The organism is Mycobacterium sp., from assembly GCF_035274705.1.
Taxonomy (GTDB): Bacteria; Actinomycetota; Actinomycetes; order Mycobacteriales; family Mycobacteriaceae; genus Mycobacterium.
The window spans coordinates 1-14842 of the sequence record NZ_DATENY010000088.1; the positions used below are offsets into that span (position 1 = coordinate 1).

Sequence of the window (14842 nt, forward strand, 5' to 3'; positions counted from 1 at the left end):
CCCACCGCCGGCAACGGCACCTGCTACATCGACGCCGACGTACTGACCGCCGCAGGAATCACCGACCTATCCCACTACGCCCACGACAACGCCAGCGAGCAAGACCTCGCACCCGACCTATTCATCTAGGCGGCGTGGCCCCACGGGCGGCTCCACCTGGCTTGATCCGACTCGAGCTTGATTTTCGAAAATCGAGGATTATGGTGGTGATCTGAGTAACAGACGGAGACGGTGACGATAGTGATGCGAATCGGCGAAACGGGCGACGTCCAGACGATCGGTCTGACAGGCTGCAACCCTGGTATCGGTGTGGAGGAGCAAAACGGTGTTGATGGCTGATCCGGATGGCGCCACTGCCCGCGCGCTGCAGACGCGGGATCCCGTCGCGCAACGCATCCTGTCGGTTCTCGAAGCCTGTGCAGCACTGAAGCGCCCCATGACGATGATGGAGCTCGTCGATGCAACAGGGTTGGCGAAGACGACCGTGCATCGCATGTGCTGGAAGCTCGTCGAACTCGGACTGCTCGAGCACTCAGCAGATGGCTTCTCAATCGGCACAAAGATGTTCGCGCTGGCCAACGCCAACCCGATCATCAGAGAGATCCGCGCGGCGGCCATGCCGTACCTGCTCGACCTCCAGCGTGTCACTGGGGCGTCGGACTTGGCTGTTCTGAGCGGTGGAAAGGCATTGATAATCGACGGGCTGTTCACACAGGAATTGCGGTCAGTACCGCTTATCGGTGTTGCTGTCCCACTGCACTGCACCGCGGTCGGCAAGGCTATCGCGGCAAGTCTTGATCGTGAGCAACGCGAAAAGCTACTTGGGCCCGGTGTGCTGCCAGCAATTACGCGGCGGACGATCGTTCATCCCGCGTTGATCAGGCGCCACCTTGACGGTGTTGTGGCTCAGGGTGTGGCGGTCTCCCACGAGGAGTTCCATTTGGGCACCGCTGGGGTCGCCGCAGCCGTCAAGGTTCCCGGCGGTGTAACGGCCGCCATCGGCTGTGTCGGACCATGGAACAGCTCCGCGCTTAAGCGGTCGTCAGCTCAGGTCGCAGCGGCTGCCGCCGGCCTTCAACGCGCTTTGGCGGTCACTGCAAAGTCGGCCTGTTGACGCCTTCCGAACGATTTGGCCCCACCGACTTCGGCCAGCGATTCCTCCAGTTGTGAGGTAAGCAACCCGACCGCCAACCATCATTGAAGTGAGCGCGCTAGACGCCCTGCTGGGGCAACAGAACCACCTTTCCAACAATTGCTCGAGACTCAAAAGCCCGATGGGCATCCGCAATTTCGCTGAGGGGATAGGCATTGTCGACCCGGACGGTCAGCTCGCCGCGCTCAATCGCCGCGAAAAGTTCTTTCGCGCGGTGCAAAAGCTCCTCCCGCGATGCAATGAAATGAGTCAGGCCCGGGCGAACAAGATACACCGAGCCGGCGGTGAAGAACCGGCGTAGATCTACCGGCTCTAGGGGTCCGCCCGCGTTTCCGTAGACAACGAGCATCCCGCGGCGCCGAACGCAGGCAAGGCTCGTGTCGAACGTCGGTGCGCCAACACCGTCGAAGACGACGTCCACGCCGCCGCCCGTCATCTCCCCTACGGCGGCCTCGACCTCGGGATAACACACGGCACGTTCGGCTCCGGCAGCCAGCGCCGCCTCGGCCTTGGCCTCACTGGATATCGCCGCGATGACGCGTACACCCTTGGCGGCGAGCATTTGTGTGAGAAGCCGGCCCACACCTCCGGCGGCGGCCCAGACCAGCGCGCTGTCGCCGGCCGCCATTATGCGCAGGGAGTTCGCAAGATAGTGCGCGGTAAGTCCTTGCACACATACCGCAGCTGCGTCCGTCGCGCTTAACCATGGCGGAAGCGGCATGGTCTCCGCAGCCGGCACCTCGACCAGTTGCGCGTGACTTCCCGGAATATGTGCCCACATCACGCGATCCCCGACAGCCAGCTCTGGAACGTCGGCCGCCGCCGCGACCACCGTCCCCGCTCCTTCGACGCCGGCGCGCATCGGCGGCGGCGGCTGGTCCGGAAGGCGCCCTCGGCGTTCGATGATGTCCCAGAAGTTCAGGCCAGCCGCCTCGACCCTCACGAGGACATTGCCCGGCCGCGGTGTGGGGCTTTCCACATCGCGCACAACGAGGTTCTCTGGTCCGCCGTAGGCGGTAATGACTGCAGCCCGCATGACTCAGACTTCCTTGTGTTAGGCGCATCCTCGACACCCCTAGCTTGAGACCCGGTGGAGGATTCACGGGAAGCCGCGGGTCCGCCCAGCGGAACTATGGGCTCGCCTGCCCACCGTGGTGCGCGTAACAACAACGCATGCGTTGTGAGGAATGCCGCAGTTCGGTGAAGGACTGGCATCCCACCGCGAATCGAGTTGCTGATGTCTGCCCTGCCCACCGCGTGATCAGTTCACGCTCCGAAGATGGGAAGTCTGCGAATGTTGCCTCCGGTTGACCTGCGCCCACCGTTCAACATCACCCGGGCTAGCCACGTCCGGCTGGCGGTCGCCGACGTGTCGGAGAGTCGCAACTTCTACGCCAACGTCATGGGTCTGATCGTTACGGAAGAGGACGCCGACACTTGTTATCTGCGTGGCTTATCCGAGGTATGCCACCACAGCCTCGTCCTCGAGCAGTCCGAGGATGCCGGCACCTCGCGACGACTCGGTTTTCGGGTGTTCTTCGACGAGGACCTCGACGTCGCCTACCGCTACTTCGCGGAGCGGGGCCTGCCCGCCGAGTGGGTCGATAAGCCGCATCAAGATCGGACTTTGCATGTCAGCGATCCCGCCGGCACACCGCTAGAGCTGTGCGCAACGATGGAGACTCGGCCCCGGATGTACAACGAAGTCCGGCTGTTCCGGGGCGCCATGGCCCAGCAGTTCGATCATTTTCAGATCCTCGCGCCCGATCCCCTGCTGCTGGTCGAGTTCTACAGCGCCCTGGGCTTTCGAATCTCCGAATACATCGCTCACGGCGACGATTTGGCCGCGGTGTTCATGTATCGCAAGGGCACGACGCTGGACTTGGCGATCGTGAAGGGCACTGGGCCGCGCATGCATCATTTCGCCTACGTCGTGCCGGAATCCAGAGACATCTTCAACGCCTGCGATTGGGCGGGGCGGCTGAACTACAAGGAGTCGGTCGAGCGAGGGCCCGGCCGGCACGGTCCTGGTGGAATCTTGTTCGTGTACCTTCGCGACCCTGACGGACACCGGGTCGAGGGATTCATCAACCACGCCCAGTCGATCGACCTCGAAATCGAGCCGGTTCGCTGGGATGCGGCCTCCTTGAACACCGCCGACCGCTGGGGGCTACCCGCGTTGGAGAAATGGTACTTCGAGGCATCGCAGTTCACCGGTGTCGAGCTCATGGCGCCCGGCACCCCGCCACGGCCCATGACGCTCGAACGCTACGTCCTCGAACACTCGGCCCGCTGACCATCACCTGAATCACCGTGGAGCCGAAGCGATATGGGTGACCAACCCGTGTCGACGATTTCTTATCACTAACCGGCAAATTGCACGGCACACAGGTCAAGGAGGACGACGATGTCACGCACAATGCGCGCTGCGCGCCTGCACACGGTCGGCGAACCGTTGCGCATAGATGAGATCGAGGTGCCGGTCCCACGGCCCACTGATGTCCTGGTCGAAGTGAAAGCGTGCGGAATCGTGCCCAACCTGGGCAACGTGTTGAATCGCTTGTACGACTTTCCAATCCTCACCATGCCGAAACTGCCGGCGATTTTCGGCCTGGACACCACCGGTGTCGTTGTCGAGAAGGGCGCCCAAGCGCACGGCATCGACGTAGGAGATCGGGTGTACGTGAACCCCGCGCGGTATTGCGGCGGCTGCCGAGAGTGCCGGGTCGGCCAGCCGCTGTCCTGCTCTACGTTCACGTTCAATGGCTATTTCGGGTTCAGCAAGGACTCTCAGGTCTTGTTCGACGATTACCCGTACGGCGGACTGAGCGAGTTCATGACGGCTCCGATGTACAGCCTCGTCAAGCTGCCCGACAACGTCCCATACGAGACGGCAGCACGCTGGGGGTATCTGGGCACCGGCTATCGGGCCGTTCGCCGCGCCGGAGTAGGGCCCGGAAGCACCCTGCTGGTCAACGGCATCAGCGGAACGCTGGGGCTAGGAGTTGCCTTGTTCGCACTAGCGCTAGGTGCTCGGCGCATTCTCGGAACGGGGCGTGACCGCGCGCTGCTCGAGCGGGTCCGAGCCATTGATCCGGAGCGAATCGAGGTCCACTCCGTCGACAACGAGGAGCCTGTTGCGGACTGGGCGCGCAGGATCACCGACGGTGACGGAGTGTCCGCTGTCATTGACGCCCTCTACACGGGGACGCCGAAGGAGCCACTGCTTGCCGCAATGAGCACACTGCGCCGAGGCGGCATTCACGTCAACATCGGTGGGGTCACGGAGCACGTGCCGATCGATCTTTTCGCGGCGATGTCGAGGGACCATTCGTTCATCGGAAGCACATGGTTCACCACCGCAGATGGACAAGAGATGGCCGACATGGCCGCCACCGGGCAAGTTGACCTGTCGGTCTTCGAGCACGAGATCTTCAAACTCGCCGACGTGAACGACGCTTTGGCACTATTGAAGAACCGCCACGGCGGTTTCAGCAACTACGTCATCTGTCCCTGACTCCACATGCTCAGAAGGAAACCCACGATCATGACGCCAACCGAAGTGGTTCAGACGTTCATCGAGCGCTTGAACCAGAACCGCATTGACGATGCCGCCGAGTTGCTCGCCGAAGATGTCTTCTACCACAACATCCCCATGGAGCCCCTTCGTGGGCGTGAGGCCTGGCGCGTGTTCAACGACGAGTTCGGCATCGGCACTCGGCTTCGTGTCAACTGGGAGATACTGGCGATTGCCCAGTCAGACGACGTGGTGCTCACGGAACGAATCGACGAGTTCTACAACGCCGAGGGCAGACGCATCGCCATTCCCGTCATGGGCAGTTTCCGCGTGCGCGACGGCGTCATCGCCGAGTGGAGCGACTATTTCGACATGGGTGACCTCGTGACCGAGTTCGGCAAGCTCAACAATCCGACCGACCACCCCGGAATCGAACACCACGTCGGGCAACAGCTCCAAAGTCGCGATGAACCACCTCGCAGCTGAATCGCCGGTCTAAGCGCCGGCTTTAGCGTTGCATCAACGGTGTTGTGTCCCTGCTGCTTTGCAGCGTCTACTCGGGCTGGCCGTAGACGGCCACTACGACGGTTCGGTCCAGACTGTTCTCTGACCACACACCGATGGCCGTGTGCGCGCAGTCTTGCATGATGGCGAGGTAAGCAGGGTTGTAATACCACTGGTTGAGGATCTCGATCCCGCTGATCGCCAGTGCCGGGTTGATCGCCACGGTTTCGGCCACTTGGCCGCGGAAACCGGCAGCGTTGGCCCGGTCTTGCGGCGTTGACCCGTCCGAACCGAGGTCGCCGTCAAGGCTCCGGTTGTTCAGCACATCGAGGGTGTGCCATTGGGCGGCAAGTTGCAGTCGCGGGTCGATCTTGATCTTGGTAGTGCAGCCTGCCTGGTGCTGGATGGTGTAGACGTTGGTCACCACACTGTTGTTCAGCCGCTTGTTGTCGGCGTGTGCGGCTGGCATGGTTAGTACCGTCGCCGCGACCATGGCAAGCAGCGATGACGTCACCGCCGCGAGACGGTATCGGTGGATCATAGTGGCATCCTTTCGTTCTGCCCCTTACTGGTACTCAGGCCGCCACCGAACGCAAGCGCCACCGCGGAGGCGGCCCGAGTTAGATCGGCTCGAACTGTGAGACGAGCCATTTCTCACCGATTTTCTCGAGGGTGACGCGCACGCTAGATGCGGTGGCGCTCGGCGGATCGTTGCCAATGGTGGTCGTCTGGTCGACGAAAACCAAGACAACGGCGTGCTTTTCGGTGGCTGAAAGCGACGCGGCCGCCGGAACGGTCGCCACCGCGGAGATTCGCTTTTCCTTGGCGCCAGGTATTACCACTTCGTTGATGAGGCGTGTGTACGAATCGCGGAACGCGCCGGTCAAGCGGTCCATCGCCTTGGTCAGGTCTTTGTCGACACTATCGGGGCGATAGGACAGCATCGTGATCGTGTCCTCGGTTGCCGCACGCACCGATTGTGCGGCCGCCACTTGCGAGCCCCGGACACTGGAGTCCAGCCACTTCAGGTATCCCGATGCCGCTGCTAGCAATATCGCCACGGCCGGAAGAATGCCAAATGCGAGAACACGTTGCCACGATCGGCGCCGATCCCGCTGCGGCTCAACGGTTTCGACGTCCACAGCATCGTCGGATTTGCCGGCATCAGCTTCGTCGAAAGTCTTTGGATGCTCGCGGATTGTCGAGTCGGTTATCGGGGAGTCGTCATCGATTCGGACACCCACAGGCATCGCCTTCCCTGTTGTCATCGGTATCGGCATGCTCATGGCACGAACTGGACGTTAGAGACTTTCGCGCTGTCGCCGATCTTCTGCACTTCCACGCGCATCCGCCATGCCCGTGGTTGTTCCTGCGCCACACCGGCATTGGACATCTTCACCGAAACGACAACGAGCACCTGTGCTGTGTCGCCTTGCATCGATTCCAGGCCGGCCTCGGTGATCGAGCCCTCGGTGGTGGATTGCGCCTGCTTGACAACGTCGATGAACGGCTGCGAGCGATTGCGAAAATCATCGTGGAATCCCCCGGTCGACGAATCGAGGATTCGTTGCACATCGGCATCGACGTGCGTGTAATTGATCGTCGTTAGATTGAGCGCTGCTTGCCGACCGACCTGAAGGAACAATCCTCGTTTTTGCTGATCGTGTTGTGCCTGGCTTTGCCTGAATCCAAGCCAGCCAACGAGTCCGGCCAAGGCCGCAATGATCAGGAGGCCGACGAAGAGTCCCAGTCGCACAGTCGTGCGGGTGGCTTTTGTTGTCTCACTTGGCTTTTCCTGGAAAGGCAGTTCGGCACCGGGTTCGCCATCCTCTGCCGAAGTGTCGCACTCTGGTGCATCGGCGGGTACGGACTCGGTGTCGAGTGCCATACGTGCTCCTTGTGGTTTGGTCGGGTCCGCTGGACGCTCAGGGCGTCTGTGGCGGCACCAGCATGCTCTGCCATGTCTGGCTGTCGCGTGCACTCTGACTGAGGTTGCTCTGGGTGTAAATTCGCCCGTCGGGTCCGATGTAACGTCCGGTCGCCGGATCGTATTGGGCTGCCGCTATCGGCGGTGGTGCGGGACCGGAGCCGGCGCCTGCCGCAGGGGCGGGGGGGGTTTGGGCACCTGCCGACGCCTGCGCCGACTCCGGAGGCAATTGGGGGATGTCCTGGCCGGACAACGTGGCGTTCGGGTCGCCCTTCCAGTTGTAGCCGTCGTTGAGCGGCACATAGTTCTCGTCGCTCTCGCACATCTTCACCGTGGGAGCCCGCTTTCCCGGCCGCGTGATGCAGGGAAGGTTGCGCGCTCCGCGGACGTTCCACATCGAGTCCTGCGGGATTCTGCAGTACAAGTCACCCGCCGGACGGTCCGGGTGCTCAGTTACGCTGGGGGATAGCATTTGCTGCGGCGGTAGGAAGCCGGTGGAACACGGCCGCGGTAGGTTCAGGTTCTGGGTGAAGTTCAGCTGTAGGCCCGGGGAGCCGGTGTCCTTACCGGCCACAGTGGAGCCCTGCAGTTCCGCCACACTCATGGGCAGCAGGACCAACAACTGTTCGATGCTCGGCTGGTATGTGACCAGCACAGGCGCCACGCTGACGAGGTTGGCCAGTACGATCGGCAGGGTCGGCTGGAACCGATCGAGCAGCTGACGCGACTCGTCGGCTGCCCCTGGGCCGTTTTTGAGAATCCCCTGCACGTCGTTGTCGCGGGTTTGAAACTGGCTGGTGATGGTGGCCAGGTGTGCGGCCCAGGCCTGGACCGACTCCGATGTGTCGGTCTGGGTGTCCAGCAGCGGCGCGGAGTTGTCCGTCAGATTGATCAAGTCGCCCAGGTGCTTTCGGGCTTCGGTCGCCAGAGCGCTCGAACCTTTGACAAGCCGGGCGATTTCGGGACCCAACCCCCCGAAGGCGGTGTAGGACTCGTCGATCACGGTCTTGAGATTGTCCCCCGGGATGGCCTGCAGGCCCCGGTTGGTCGCATCGAGCAGCGAGTTGACATCCGGTGGCACCGATGTCCGATCCCGTGGGATCACATCACCGCTTTTCAGTGGCGGCGAGGTGTTATTGCGCGGCCGCAGCTCCACATACTGCTCACCAATCGCCGTCTGGCTGTGCACGTCGGCGTCGAGATCAGATGGAATCGCGACGTTTGACTGCAGCGACAGGACAGCCTGCACACCGTTGTCGGTGAGGCGGACGTCCTTCACTTCACCCACTTCGCTGCCCAGGTATGTGACGTTGCCCCGCGGGTACAGGCCGCCCGACTCGGGCAACTCCACGGTGACGTCATAGTGGCCGGCGTCGAACGCGAGATCAGGCAAGCGGATGTATCCCAGTGCCAGAATCGTCGAAGACGCCAGGGAGACAGCGACAAAGACCGCCAGCTGGACTGCGGTTCTCTTTCTTACATGCAATCTACGCATCTAGGGCCCCTGGTCGAAGTGGTAGGGAGCGACCAATGGATTACCGGCGGTGTAAGGGCTCGGTATCTGGCCGATGGTGCGGCCCCACTGCAATTCGAGCTTGGTGAGGTCGCCCTCGAAGCGGGTGCCAGTAAGTAAGTTCACGTCGAGCCGGCTGAGCGTCAGGTCGAAGACCGGGCTGAGGTTGGCCAAGTCGCCCCGGAACCAGTTTGCGACGGTCTCCTTCGGCCACGGGTACGTGGCGAACAAGCTCAGCGATCGAGTGAGCGCCGGGCCGGAGTCGGCCAGCGATTGCAGCACCGGTCCCAGCTGGTTGAGCTCCTTGACGATGCTGTCTTTGGTTTGGTTCACCGAGTCAGCGGTCAAGGCACTGAACTTGCCAACCGAGTCGAACGCCTCGGCCAGGTTTTGACGCTGGTCCTTGAGGACGGCTAGTGCATCGGGGATAGTCTTGAGCGCTTTGTCGAGAACCGGTTTTTGCTCAGCGATCTGGCCGGCCAGGTTGTTCAGGCTGTCGGTGGCGGCGATTATGTCATCGATCTGGTCGTTGACGTAGGCCGCGAACTTCTTCAGCTGCTCAATGAGGCTGCGCAGATCGTTCTCGCGGCCGGCGAACGCGGTACTCAGTGCCTGCGTGATGTCTTGGATCTGGCCGATCCCGCCGCCGTTGAACAACAGCGATACCGCGGCAAGGGTCTGTTCTGTTGTCGGATAGGCACTTCCGGACGACAACGGGATCAGCGACCCGGCGTGCAGCGTGCCCTCCGGAGAAGCATTCTTGGCCGGCTTGAGCTCGATGTGCTTGGACCCCAGTAGGCTGGTTTGCCCGATCGTGGCGGTGGAGTTGGCCGGAAGATGCACGTCACCGTTGATGGTCATCGTCACCAGCGCATGCCAGCCCTGCCGTTCGATTTTGGTCACGGTGCCGACGGTGACATCCCCGACCTGAACACGGGAATTGCGCTGAATGTTGTCGACGTCGGGCAGCTGCGCCTGAATCGTGTAGGAACCCGGGCCACGGCCCTCGGTCCCCGGTAACGGCAGCGTGTTCGCCCCGCGCCAGCCGCAGCCCGACAGCGCGAGAACGATCACCAGTCCGAGTGCGGCCACACCGGCTGCCGACCGCCGGATCATGATCCCGCTCCGGATGGAATCATCATGCCCTGCAAGCCATCCGCCGGATTGGTCTGGTGTGCCTCGGGAAATTGTTGCGCCTCCGCGGGTAGGGGTGGTGCGTCGGGTGGCGGTGGCATGTTGGCCGACTGCGCCGCGCCCGCCGGCTGGGGCGGGACATAATCGGGACGCAACCAGTCCTCGCTGTAGGTCAACTCGTTCGGACGCGCAGTCGCGCCGACAAACAGGTTGAAACCCAAAGGCGGGAAGTTGTACTGGCGGTTCTTGAAGATCGGCGCCAGATACTGTGCGCACAGCTTCGCTGACTGCTCGGCACCCATGCGCGACGCAGCCTGGATGGCGCCGCACAGGAACGTGATCGGGCTCGCAAAGGTATTCAGCACGGCTGCACCGTCTATGCCGGCCTCTGCCGGGTGATAGATGTTGATGAAATTCTGGGCCGTGTTCGGGGCGACGTGAAGCGTCTGCTTGATGTCGTCGAGGCTCTCCACCAGCGCGGTGCTCACCGACGCCAGCTTGTCTGACGTGGTCCCCAGCGTTTCCCTATTCGCGGCGACGAATTGCTGCACATCGCCGACCACGGCATTGATGTCGCGTACCGCATTGCCGATCTCGTTAGGACTGTTGGACAGAAGGGTCGTCGAGGTGGCCAGATTCACGTTCAGCTGACGGATGACGTCGGTGCTGCTCCGTAGCGCTGACACCAGGATCGATAGGTTCTTGATTGTGCTGAAGATGTCGTTGCTGTGATCACCCAACGCCGAAAATGCTTGTGACAGTTCAATGATGGTTTGTCGGATGTTGGCGCCTTGACCGCGCAGGTTATCCGCCGCGGTGTTGACGAAGGCGCCCAATGTGCTGACACCACCGGGTTGCGTCGGTTCGAGCGTCGCCGTGAGTTTTTGGAGTTGTGCGCGTAGGTCGTCCCATTCCACCGGAACCGCCGTGCGGTCCTGCGGGATCACGGCGCCCTCAGCCATCACGGGTCCGCCGGTATAGGCCGGAGTCAGTTGAATGGCGCGCGCAGGCACCAGCGCCGGCGACAGCACGACGGCTTTCGCGTCGGCCGGCACCTTCTGACTGCCGTCGTACCAAAACCCGATCTTGACGCGGGTGCCCTGGGGCTCGATCTGGTCGATCTTGCCCACGGGAATGCCGAGGATCCGCACGTCGTCGCCGACGAAAATGCCTGTGCTGTTGGCGAAGTACCCCGCCACGTGGATGCGATTGAACTCGCCACCTGGCCTCAGCACAACGAACAACCCGGCTATCAACGCCAGCACCAAAGCGGTGGCCAGACCGAATCTGAAGCGTCGTGTCCTCACTGTTGAGCTCCTTCAGGTGCCGGCGGCGCTAACGCGGGCGGCCCTGGCGGCGGTCCGCCAGGAGGCGGTGCGGGCAGCGGTTCCCGATAGGGATAGCAACCAGGACCGGGTAACGGCAAGCCGGGCAACCCGCACGGACGGTCGGCGGGGTTGCCGGTGATCGCATCTGGGATCGTCAACCGTGGCTCACCGCCCTGACCGGTCCGTGGATATGGCACCGGAAGTGCCGGCGTCGCTCGCTGGCCCACCTGCGGATCGGTGAGCTGCGAGGGCATCAGGACGTTGGGGTCCAAGCCGAGATCGGAGAACGCGGCATCGACAAACGGCTGCAAGAACTGCCCGGGCAGGAGATTGGCGATGTAGGCGTTGAAAAATGGCCCCGAGGACGCCGATTCGCCCAGCGACAACGTGTATGCATTCAGCATTTTGATGATCTTCTGCAGCACCGCTTTGCGGTTGTCGAGGATCGTGAGGACGCCGTTGAGTTTGTCGAAAGCAGGTTTGAAGGTGTCACGGTTTTCGGCAATGAAGCCTTTGATCTGGCCGGCAAACGCCGACACGTTGTTGGAGATCTGGTCTAGTGCCGCGCTTTGCTCTTGCAGGTCAGCCAAGAGTGCGTTCGTGTCAGCGACCAGGCTGACCACCTGATCACTGCGCTCAGCCAAAACCGCTGTTGTCTTGTTCGCATTGACCAACAGCTCGCGCAGCTGCTGGTCTCGACGGTTCAGGGTGTTCGAGAATTGGGTAACTCCTTGCAGCGCCACTTTCAGCGCGGGCGGGGTGTCTTTGAACGTCTCAGACAGCGTCGCCAGAGACTGGGACAACTGCTCGGTGTTGAGTCCGCTGATGGTCAGCGCCAGATCACCGAGGGCATCGGGCAGCTGATAGGGCGACTGTGTCCGGTCGAGCGGGATCGGTCCGGGCAGTTGGCCCTCGCCACGTGGGGTGAGCTCGACGATCTTGGCGCCCAGCACGGTGCGGGTCTTGATGGCCGCCTCGCTGCGGTCACCGAGCCGAATATCTTTGTCGACGTTGAATTTGACCAGAACCCGAGGCCCGTCCAGGCCCAGGCTCTCCACCTGACCCACACGCATCCCCGAAACCTGCACCGCCGCACCCGCATTCAAGCCGCCGGCTTCGGCGAAGTAGGCCGAGTACTGCTTCTCCTGGGTGATGAACGGCACTTTGTCGTAATTCAGCGCCGCCACGACGATAGCGGCCGTCAATCCAAGCCCGATCGCGCCGATGACGAAGGGGCTACGTTCAGAAAATGACTTCACTTCGGTGCGCACCGCCCACTCGGCTGACTGATGACCTTGATGATCACTGGCTGGCCCCCCTTGCCGTTGACTTTCAGCGATAGGTTGCACAGATAGAAGCCGAAGAAGTCTCCATACAGTCCCTGCCGACTGAGTGCCTGGTAGGCCTCGGGAAGCGTCGCGATGAGATTGTCGACATAGTCGTGATCGGCCACGACGATTCCTGAGCTGCGGTCGGTTTCATGGACGACCTTTTGCAGGGGCGGGCGCGACTGCGACAGCAGATCGGCGATGGAGCCCGCGGCGGCGTTGGTGTACGCCACCGAATTGCTGATGTCCTGCTTGCGCTCGGCCAGGGTGGAAACCAGGTGCGACAACGAGTCGACCGCCTTGGCGAACTGGGTGTTCTGGTCGCTTAGCGAGCCCAGCACCGTGTTCAGGTTGGTGATGACCTGTCCGATGAGCTGATCGCGGTTCGCGAGCTGGGTGGTCAGGGCGGCGGTCTGCTCGAAAAACCCGCTGATCGTTTCACCCTGGCCTTCGAAGGCATCGATCAGCTGGCCCGACAATGCGTTGACCTGATTGGGATCCAGCGCGCGGAACAGCGGCCGGAAGCCGCCGACCAGCGCATCTATGTCCAAGGCCGGTGAGGTGTTCGCGAGCGGGATGGTGGCACCGCGCTTGAGCGCGGCGGTACTGCCGGCGCCTTCCTCTAGCGCCAGGTAGCGCCCGCCGACCAGGTCGTCGTAGCGGATGACGGCCCGGGTGCCCGCCGTCAGCACCACAGAGTCGTCGGTACTGAACTGCACAGAGACCGATGTGTCTGGACGCAGCGAAAGGTGTTTGACTTTACCGACTTCCACGCCGGCGACGCGGACGAAGTTGCCCTCCTCAAGCCCGGACACATTGGAAAACTCTGCCGTGTACAGGGTTTCGCGCTGGAAGCGCAGCTGGGCGAATATCGCGAACATCGCGCCCAGGAAGAACAGACACACCGCAACGAAGATGCCCGCGCGCCACATGGCGCCTGCCAGTTTGTTTCTCATTACTGTTGCCCGCTCATTACTGGTGGCCCTTCACTAGCGCCCGGGTCTGATGCAAGTGGTGCTGGCTGCGACGGTGGCGGCGCCACCGGCGGTGCAGGCGGTTGCGCACCTGGGGGTGGGTGTGACGGATCCGGCGGCGGTGAATCCGAGGGCACCCCCGGTGGCAGGCCCGGAAACAGCGGTGTGCCGTCCGGCGCGTACCACGGAGCGCCGTAGGGCGGCCCGCCCGGGTAAGCCGGTGCCGGACCGGGCGCGGGGCCGCCGAGATAGCGGATGCTCGGCGGCTCAGGCACCGCGCGAGTGACCGGAAAATAATTCGCCCAGCCGGGAAAACCGATACCCGGGTTGGGCCGCCAATCCATCCCGGTACCAAAGCCGGTGTTGGTGACCAATTGGCGGACCGGAAAGTTCTTGGAGACATCGGGCAACGAACCACACCCCGGTTTGCCGCCCGGACCACCCTTGGCTCCGATGATCGGCAGATTGTCCGGGTACCGGTACGGGTCATGGCCCCACACGACGCTCGCCGAGGAGACCCCGGAGAACCCATTTCCTCCGGTGACGTCGTAGAGGTGGTAGTCGGTGAGGGATTTGTGAGCGCCCACCAACGTGCAGGTGTACTCGGGGTTGTACTTGAGCAGCAATGCCGTCGTGGGTTCAAGATCGTTGACCCCGTGGACGAAGTTGTCCTTGTTGGGGCCGAACAGGGTGATACCGCTGTGCGACAACCCAATGATATTGAGCAACAACGCATCCAGTTCAGCCGCATGGCTGGTGACGGTTGTACTGGTGGTGCTGGCGGCGTCGAGCACCGTCATGATGTTCTTGGCTGCGGCGCTGTAAGTGTCGCTGAAACCCTTCAACGATCGCCAGTCGCGCCGAATCGTCTCCGAGCGCGGGTTCAGCTCCAACAGAACCTGGTTCGCGTCGGTGATCGCCTCGCCGAGCGATTGTCCTTGCCCGCGCAGACCCTCAGAGAACGCCGCGAGGACGGCGTTGAGTTTGGCCGGGTCGATTTGTTTCAGTAAGCCAACGAGGTTTTGGAAGACGGTGTTCACCTCGCTCGTCACGTTTTGCGACTTGATGACCGCACCAGCGGCCAGGCGCTTGGGGCTGGGATCGTCGGGATAGATGAGGTCCACGTATTTTGCGCCGAATACGGTGGTGGCCCGGATCTGTGCCGCCACGTTGGCGGGGATGTACTTGAGTTGATCGGGGTAGATCTCGAGGTTGAGACGCACCGAGTCATCGGCGGAGCGAATGCGGCTGACCTTGCCTACTTGCACGCCCCGCAGCTTGACCTTCGCGTCGGGCTCCATCACGAGCCCTGCCCGATCCGAGGTCAACACGACCGGCACCATGGAGTCGAATGTGCCGGTAAACCGCGCCAGTGTGGCAAAGAGGAACACGGCCACCAGAGCAACGAGAAGCAGTGCCCACCACGCAGGGTGCAGCCGATGTCTTTTTGTCGTATTCATGCCG

At 62.4% G+C, this 14842-nt stretch carries 14 protein-coding genes; 4 read left to right on the forward strand and 10 right to left on the reverse strand.

The window, feature by feature from the left end; all coding sequences use genetic code 11:
- Positions 1-331 precede the first annotated feature (331 nt).
- Positions 332-1114 carry an IclR family transcriptional regulator gene (locus VJV41_RS18730; protein ID WP_325336368.1) on the forward strand — a complete coding sequence of 261 codons (783 nt, stop codon included), beginning with the start codon at positions 332-334 and terminating at the stop codon, positions 1112-1114.
- A gap of 97 nt (positions 1115-1211) precedes the next feature.
- On the opposite strand, the gene VJV41_RS18735 is transcribed toward VJV41_RS18730, so the two are convergent.
- Positions 1212-2189, reverse strand: coding sequence for a quinone oxidoreductase (locus VJV41_RS18735; RefSeq protein ID WP_325336370.1), 978 nt, complete (start codon positions 2187-2189; stop codon positions 1212-1214).
- 243 nt (positions 2190-2432) lie between these two features.
- Between VJV41_RS18735 and VJV41_RS18740 the strand changes: the two genes are divergently transcribed.
- The 3 genes from VJV41_RS18740 (at position 2433) to VJV41_RS18750 (ending at position 5156) form a co-directional block, all read left to right on the forward strand.
- Positions 2433-3449, forward strand: coding sequence for a VOC family protein (locus VJV41_RS18740; protein ID WP_325336372.1), 1017 nt, complete (start codon positions 2433-2435; stop codon positions 3447-3449).
- A gap of 111 nt (positions 3450-3560) precedes the next feature.
- Positions 3561-4670: an alcohol dehydrogenase catalytic domain-containing protein gene (locus VJV41_RS18745; protein ID WP_325336374.1), complete on the forward strand. Its 1110-nt coding sequence runs from the start codon at positions 3561-3563 to the stop codon at positions 4668-4670.
- 30 nt (positions 4671-4700) lie between these two features.
- Positions 4701-5156, forward strand: a complete 456-nt coding sequence (locus VJV41_RS18750) for a limonene-1,2-epoxide hydrolase family protein (protein WP_325336376.1) — start codon at positions 4701-4703, stop codon at positions 5154-5156.
- A gap of 67 nt (positions 5157-5223) precedes the next feature.
- Here the strand turns inward: VJV41_RS18750 and VJV41_RS18755 are convergent, their stop codons facing one another.
- The 9 genes from VJV41_RS18755 to VJV41_RS18795 all read right to left on the reverse strand — a co-directional run bounded on the left by VJV41_RS18755 (position 5224) and on the right by VJV41_RS18795 (position 14838).
- Positions 5224-5667 carry a CAP domain-containing protein gene (locus VJV41_RS18755; RefSeq protein ID WP_414684998.1) on the reverse strand — a complete coding sequence of 148 codons (444 nt, stop codon included), beginning with the start codon at positions 5665-5667 and terminating at the stop codon, positions 5224-5226.
- A 127-nt stretch (positions 5668-5794) separates the two neighbouring features.
- Positions 5795-6460: a hypothetical protein gene (locus tag VJV41_RS18760; protein ID WP_325336379.1), complete on the reverse strand. Its 666-nt coding sequence runs from the start codon at positions 6458-6460 to the stop codon at positions 5795-5797.
- Complete coding sequence (locus tag VJV41_RS18765; protein WP_325336381.1) at positions 6457-7062, reverse strand: mammalian cell entry protein; 606 nt, start codon at positions 7060-7062, stop codon at positions 6457-6459. The genes VJV41_RS18760 and VJV41_RS18765 overlap by 4 nt, the downstream gene beginning before the upstream one ends.
- A gap of 37 nt (positions 7063-7099) precedes the next feature.
- A complete protein-coding gene (locus tag VJV41_RS18770; protein WP_325336492.1) occupies positions 7100-8587 on the reverse strand; it encodes an MlaD family protein in 1488 nt (495 codons plus the stop codon).
- 9 nt (positions 8588-8596) lie between these two features.
- Complete coding sequence (locus VJV41_RS18775; RefSeq protein ID WP_325336383.1) at positions 8597-9730, reverse strand: virulence factor Mce family protein; 1134 nt, start codon at positions 9728-9730, stop codon at positions 8597-8599.
- Positions 9727-11055 carry an MCE family protein gene (locus tag VJV41_RS18780; RefSeq protein ID WP_325336385.1) on the reverse strand — a complete coding sequence of 443 codons (1329 nt, stop codon included), beginning with the start codon at positions 11053-11055 and terminating at the stop codon, positions 9727-9729. The genes VJV41_RS18775 and VJV41_RS18780 overlap by 4 nt, the downstream gene beginning before the upstream one ends.
- Entirely contained in the window at positions 11052-12335 is a 1284-nt protein-coding gene (locus VJV41_RS18785; RefSeq protein WP_325336387.1) for an MCE family protein, read from the reverse strand. Before VJV41_RS18785 ends, VJV41_RS18780 begins: the two co-directional genes overlap by 4 nt.
- The gene (locus VJV41_RS18790; RefSeq protein WP_325336389.1) at positions 12332-13360 is read right to left on the reverse strand and encodes a virulence factor Mce family protein; all 1029 of its coding nucleotides are present in this window, start codon (positions 13358-13360) and stop codon (positions 12332-12334) included. Before VJV41_RS18790 ends, VJV41_RS18785 begins: the two co-directional genes overlap by 4 nt.
- Positions 13360-14838, reverse strand: a complete 1479-nt coding sequence (locus VJV41_RS18795) for an MCE family protein (RefSeq protein WP_325336391.1) — start codon at positions 14836-14838, stop codon at positions 13360-13362. Before VJV41_RS18795 ends, VJV41_RS18790 begins: the two co-directional genes overlap by 1 nt.
- Positions 14839-14842: the final 4 nt, after the last annotated feature.

What these genes read in the sequence shown, in the direction of transcription:
- VJV41_RS18730 (WP_325336368.1), top strand. Translation starts at nt 332, where the DNA reads ATGGCTGATCCGGATGGCGCCACTGCCCGCGCGCTGCAGACGCGGGAT.
- VJV41_RS18735 (WP_325336370.1), bottom strand. Translation starts at nt 2,189, where the DNA reads ATGCGGGCTGCAGTCATTACCGCCTACGGCGGACCAGAGAACCTCGTT.
- VJV41_RS18740 (WP_325336372.1), top strand. Translation starts at nt 2,433, where the DNA reads ATGGGAAGTCTGCGAATGTTGCCTCCGGTTGACCTGCGCCCACCGTTC.
- VJV41_RS18745 (WP_325336374.1), top strand. Translation starts at nt 3,561, where the DNA reads ATGTCACGCACAATGCGCGCTGCGCGCCTGCACACGGTCGGCGAACCG.
- VJV41_RS18750 (WP_325336376.1), top strand. Translation starts at nt 4,701, where the DNA reads ATGACGCCAACCGAAGTGGTTCAGACGTTCATCGAGCGCTTGAACCAG.
- VJV41_RS18755 (WP_414684998.1), bottom strand. Translation starts at nt 5,667, where the DNA reads ATGGTCGCGGCGACGGTACTAACCATGCCAGCCGCACACGCCGACAAC.
- VJV41_RS18760 (WP_325336379.1), bottom strand. Translation starts at nt 6,460, where the DNA reads ATGAGCATGCCGATACCGATGACAACAGGGAAGGCGATGCCTGTGGGT.
- VJV41_RS18765 (WP_325336381.1), bottom strand. Translation starts at nt 7,062, where the DNA reads ATGGCACTCGACACCGAGTCCGTACCCGCCGATGCACCAGAGTGCGAC.
- VJV41_RS18775 (WP_325336383.1), bottom strand. Translation starts at nt 9,730, where the DNA reads ATGATCCGGCGGTCGGCAGCCGGTGTGGCCGCACTCGGACTGGTGATC.
- VJV41_RS18790 (WP_325336389.1), bottom strand. Translation starts at nt 13,360, where the DNA reads ATGAGAAACAAACTGGCAGGCGCCATGTGGCGCGCGGGCATCTTCGTT.
- VJV41_RS18795 (WP_325336391.1), bottom strand. Translation starts at nt 14,838, where the DNA reads ATGAATACGACAAAAAGACATCGGCTGCACCCTGCGTGGTGGGCACTG.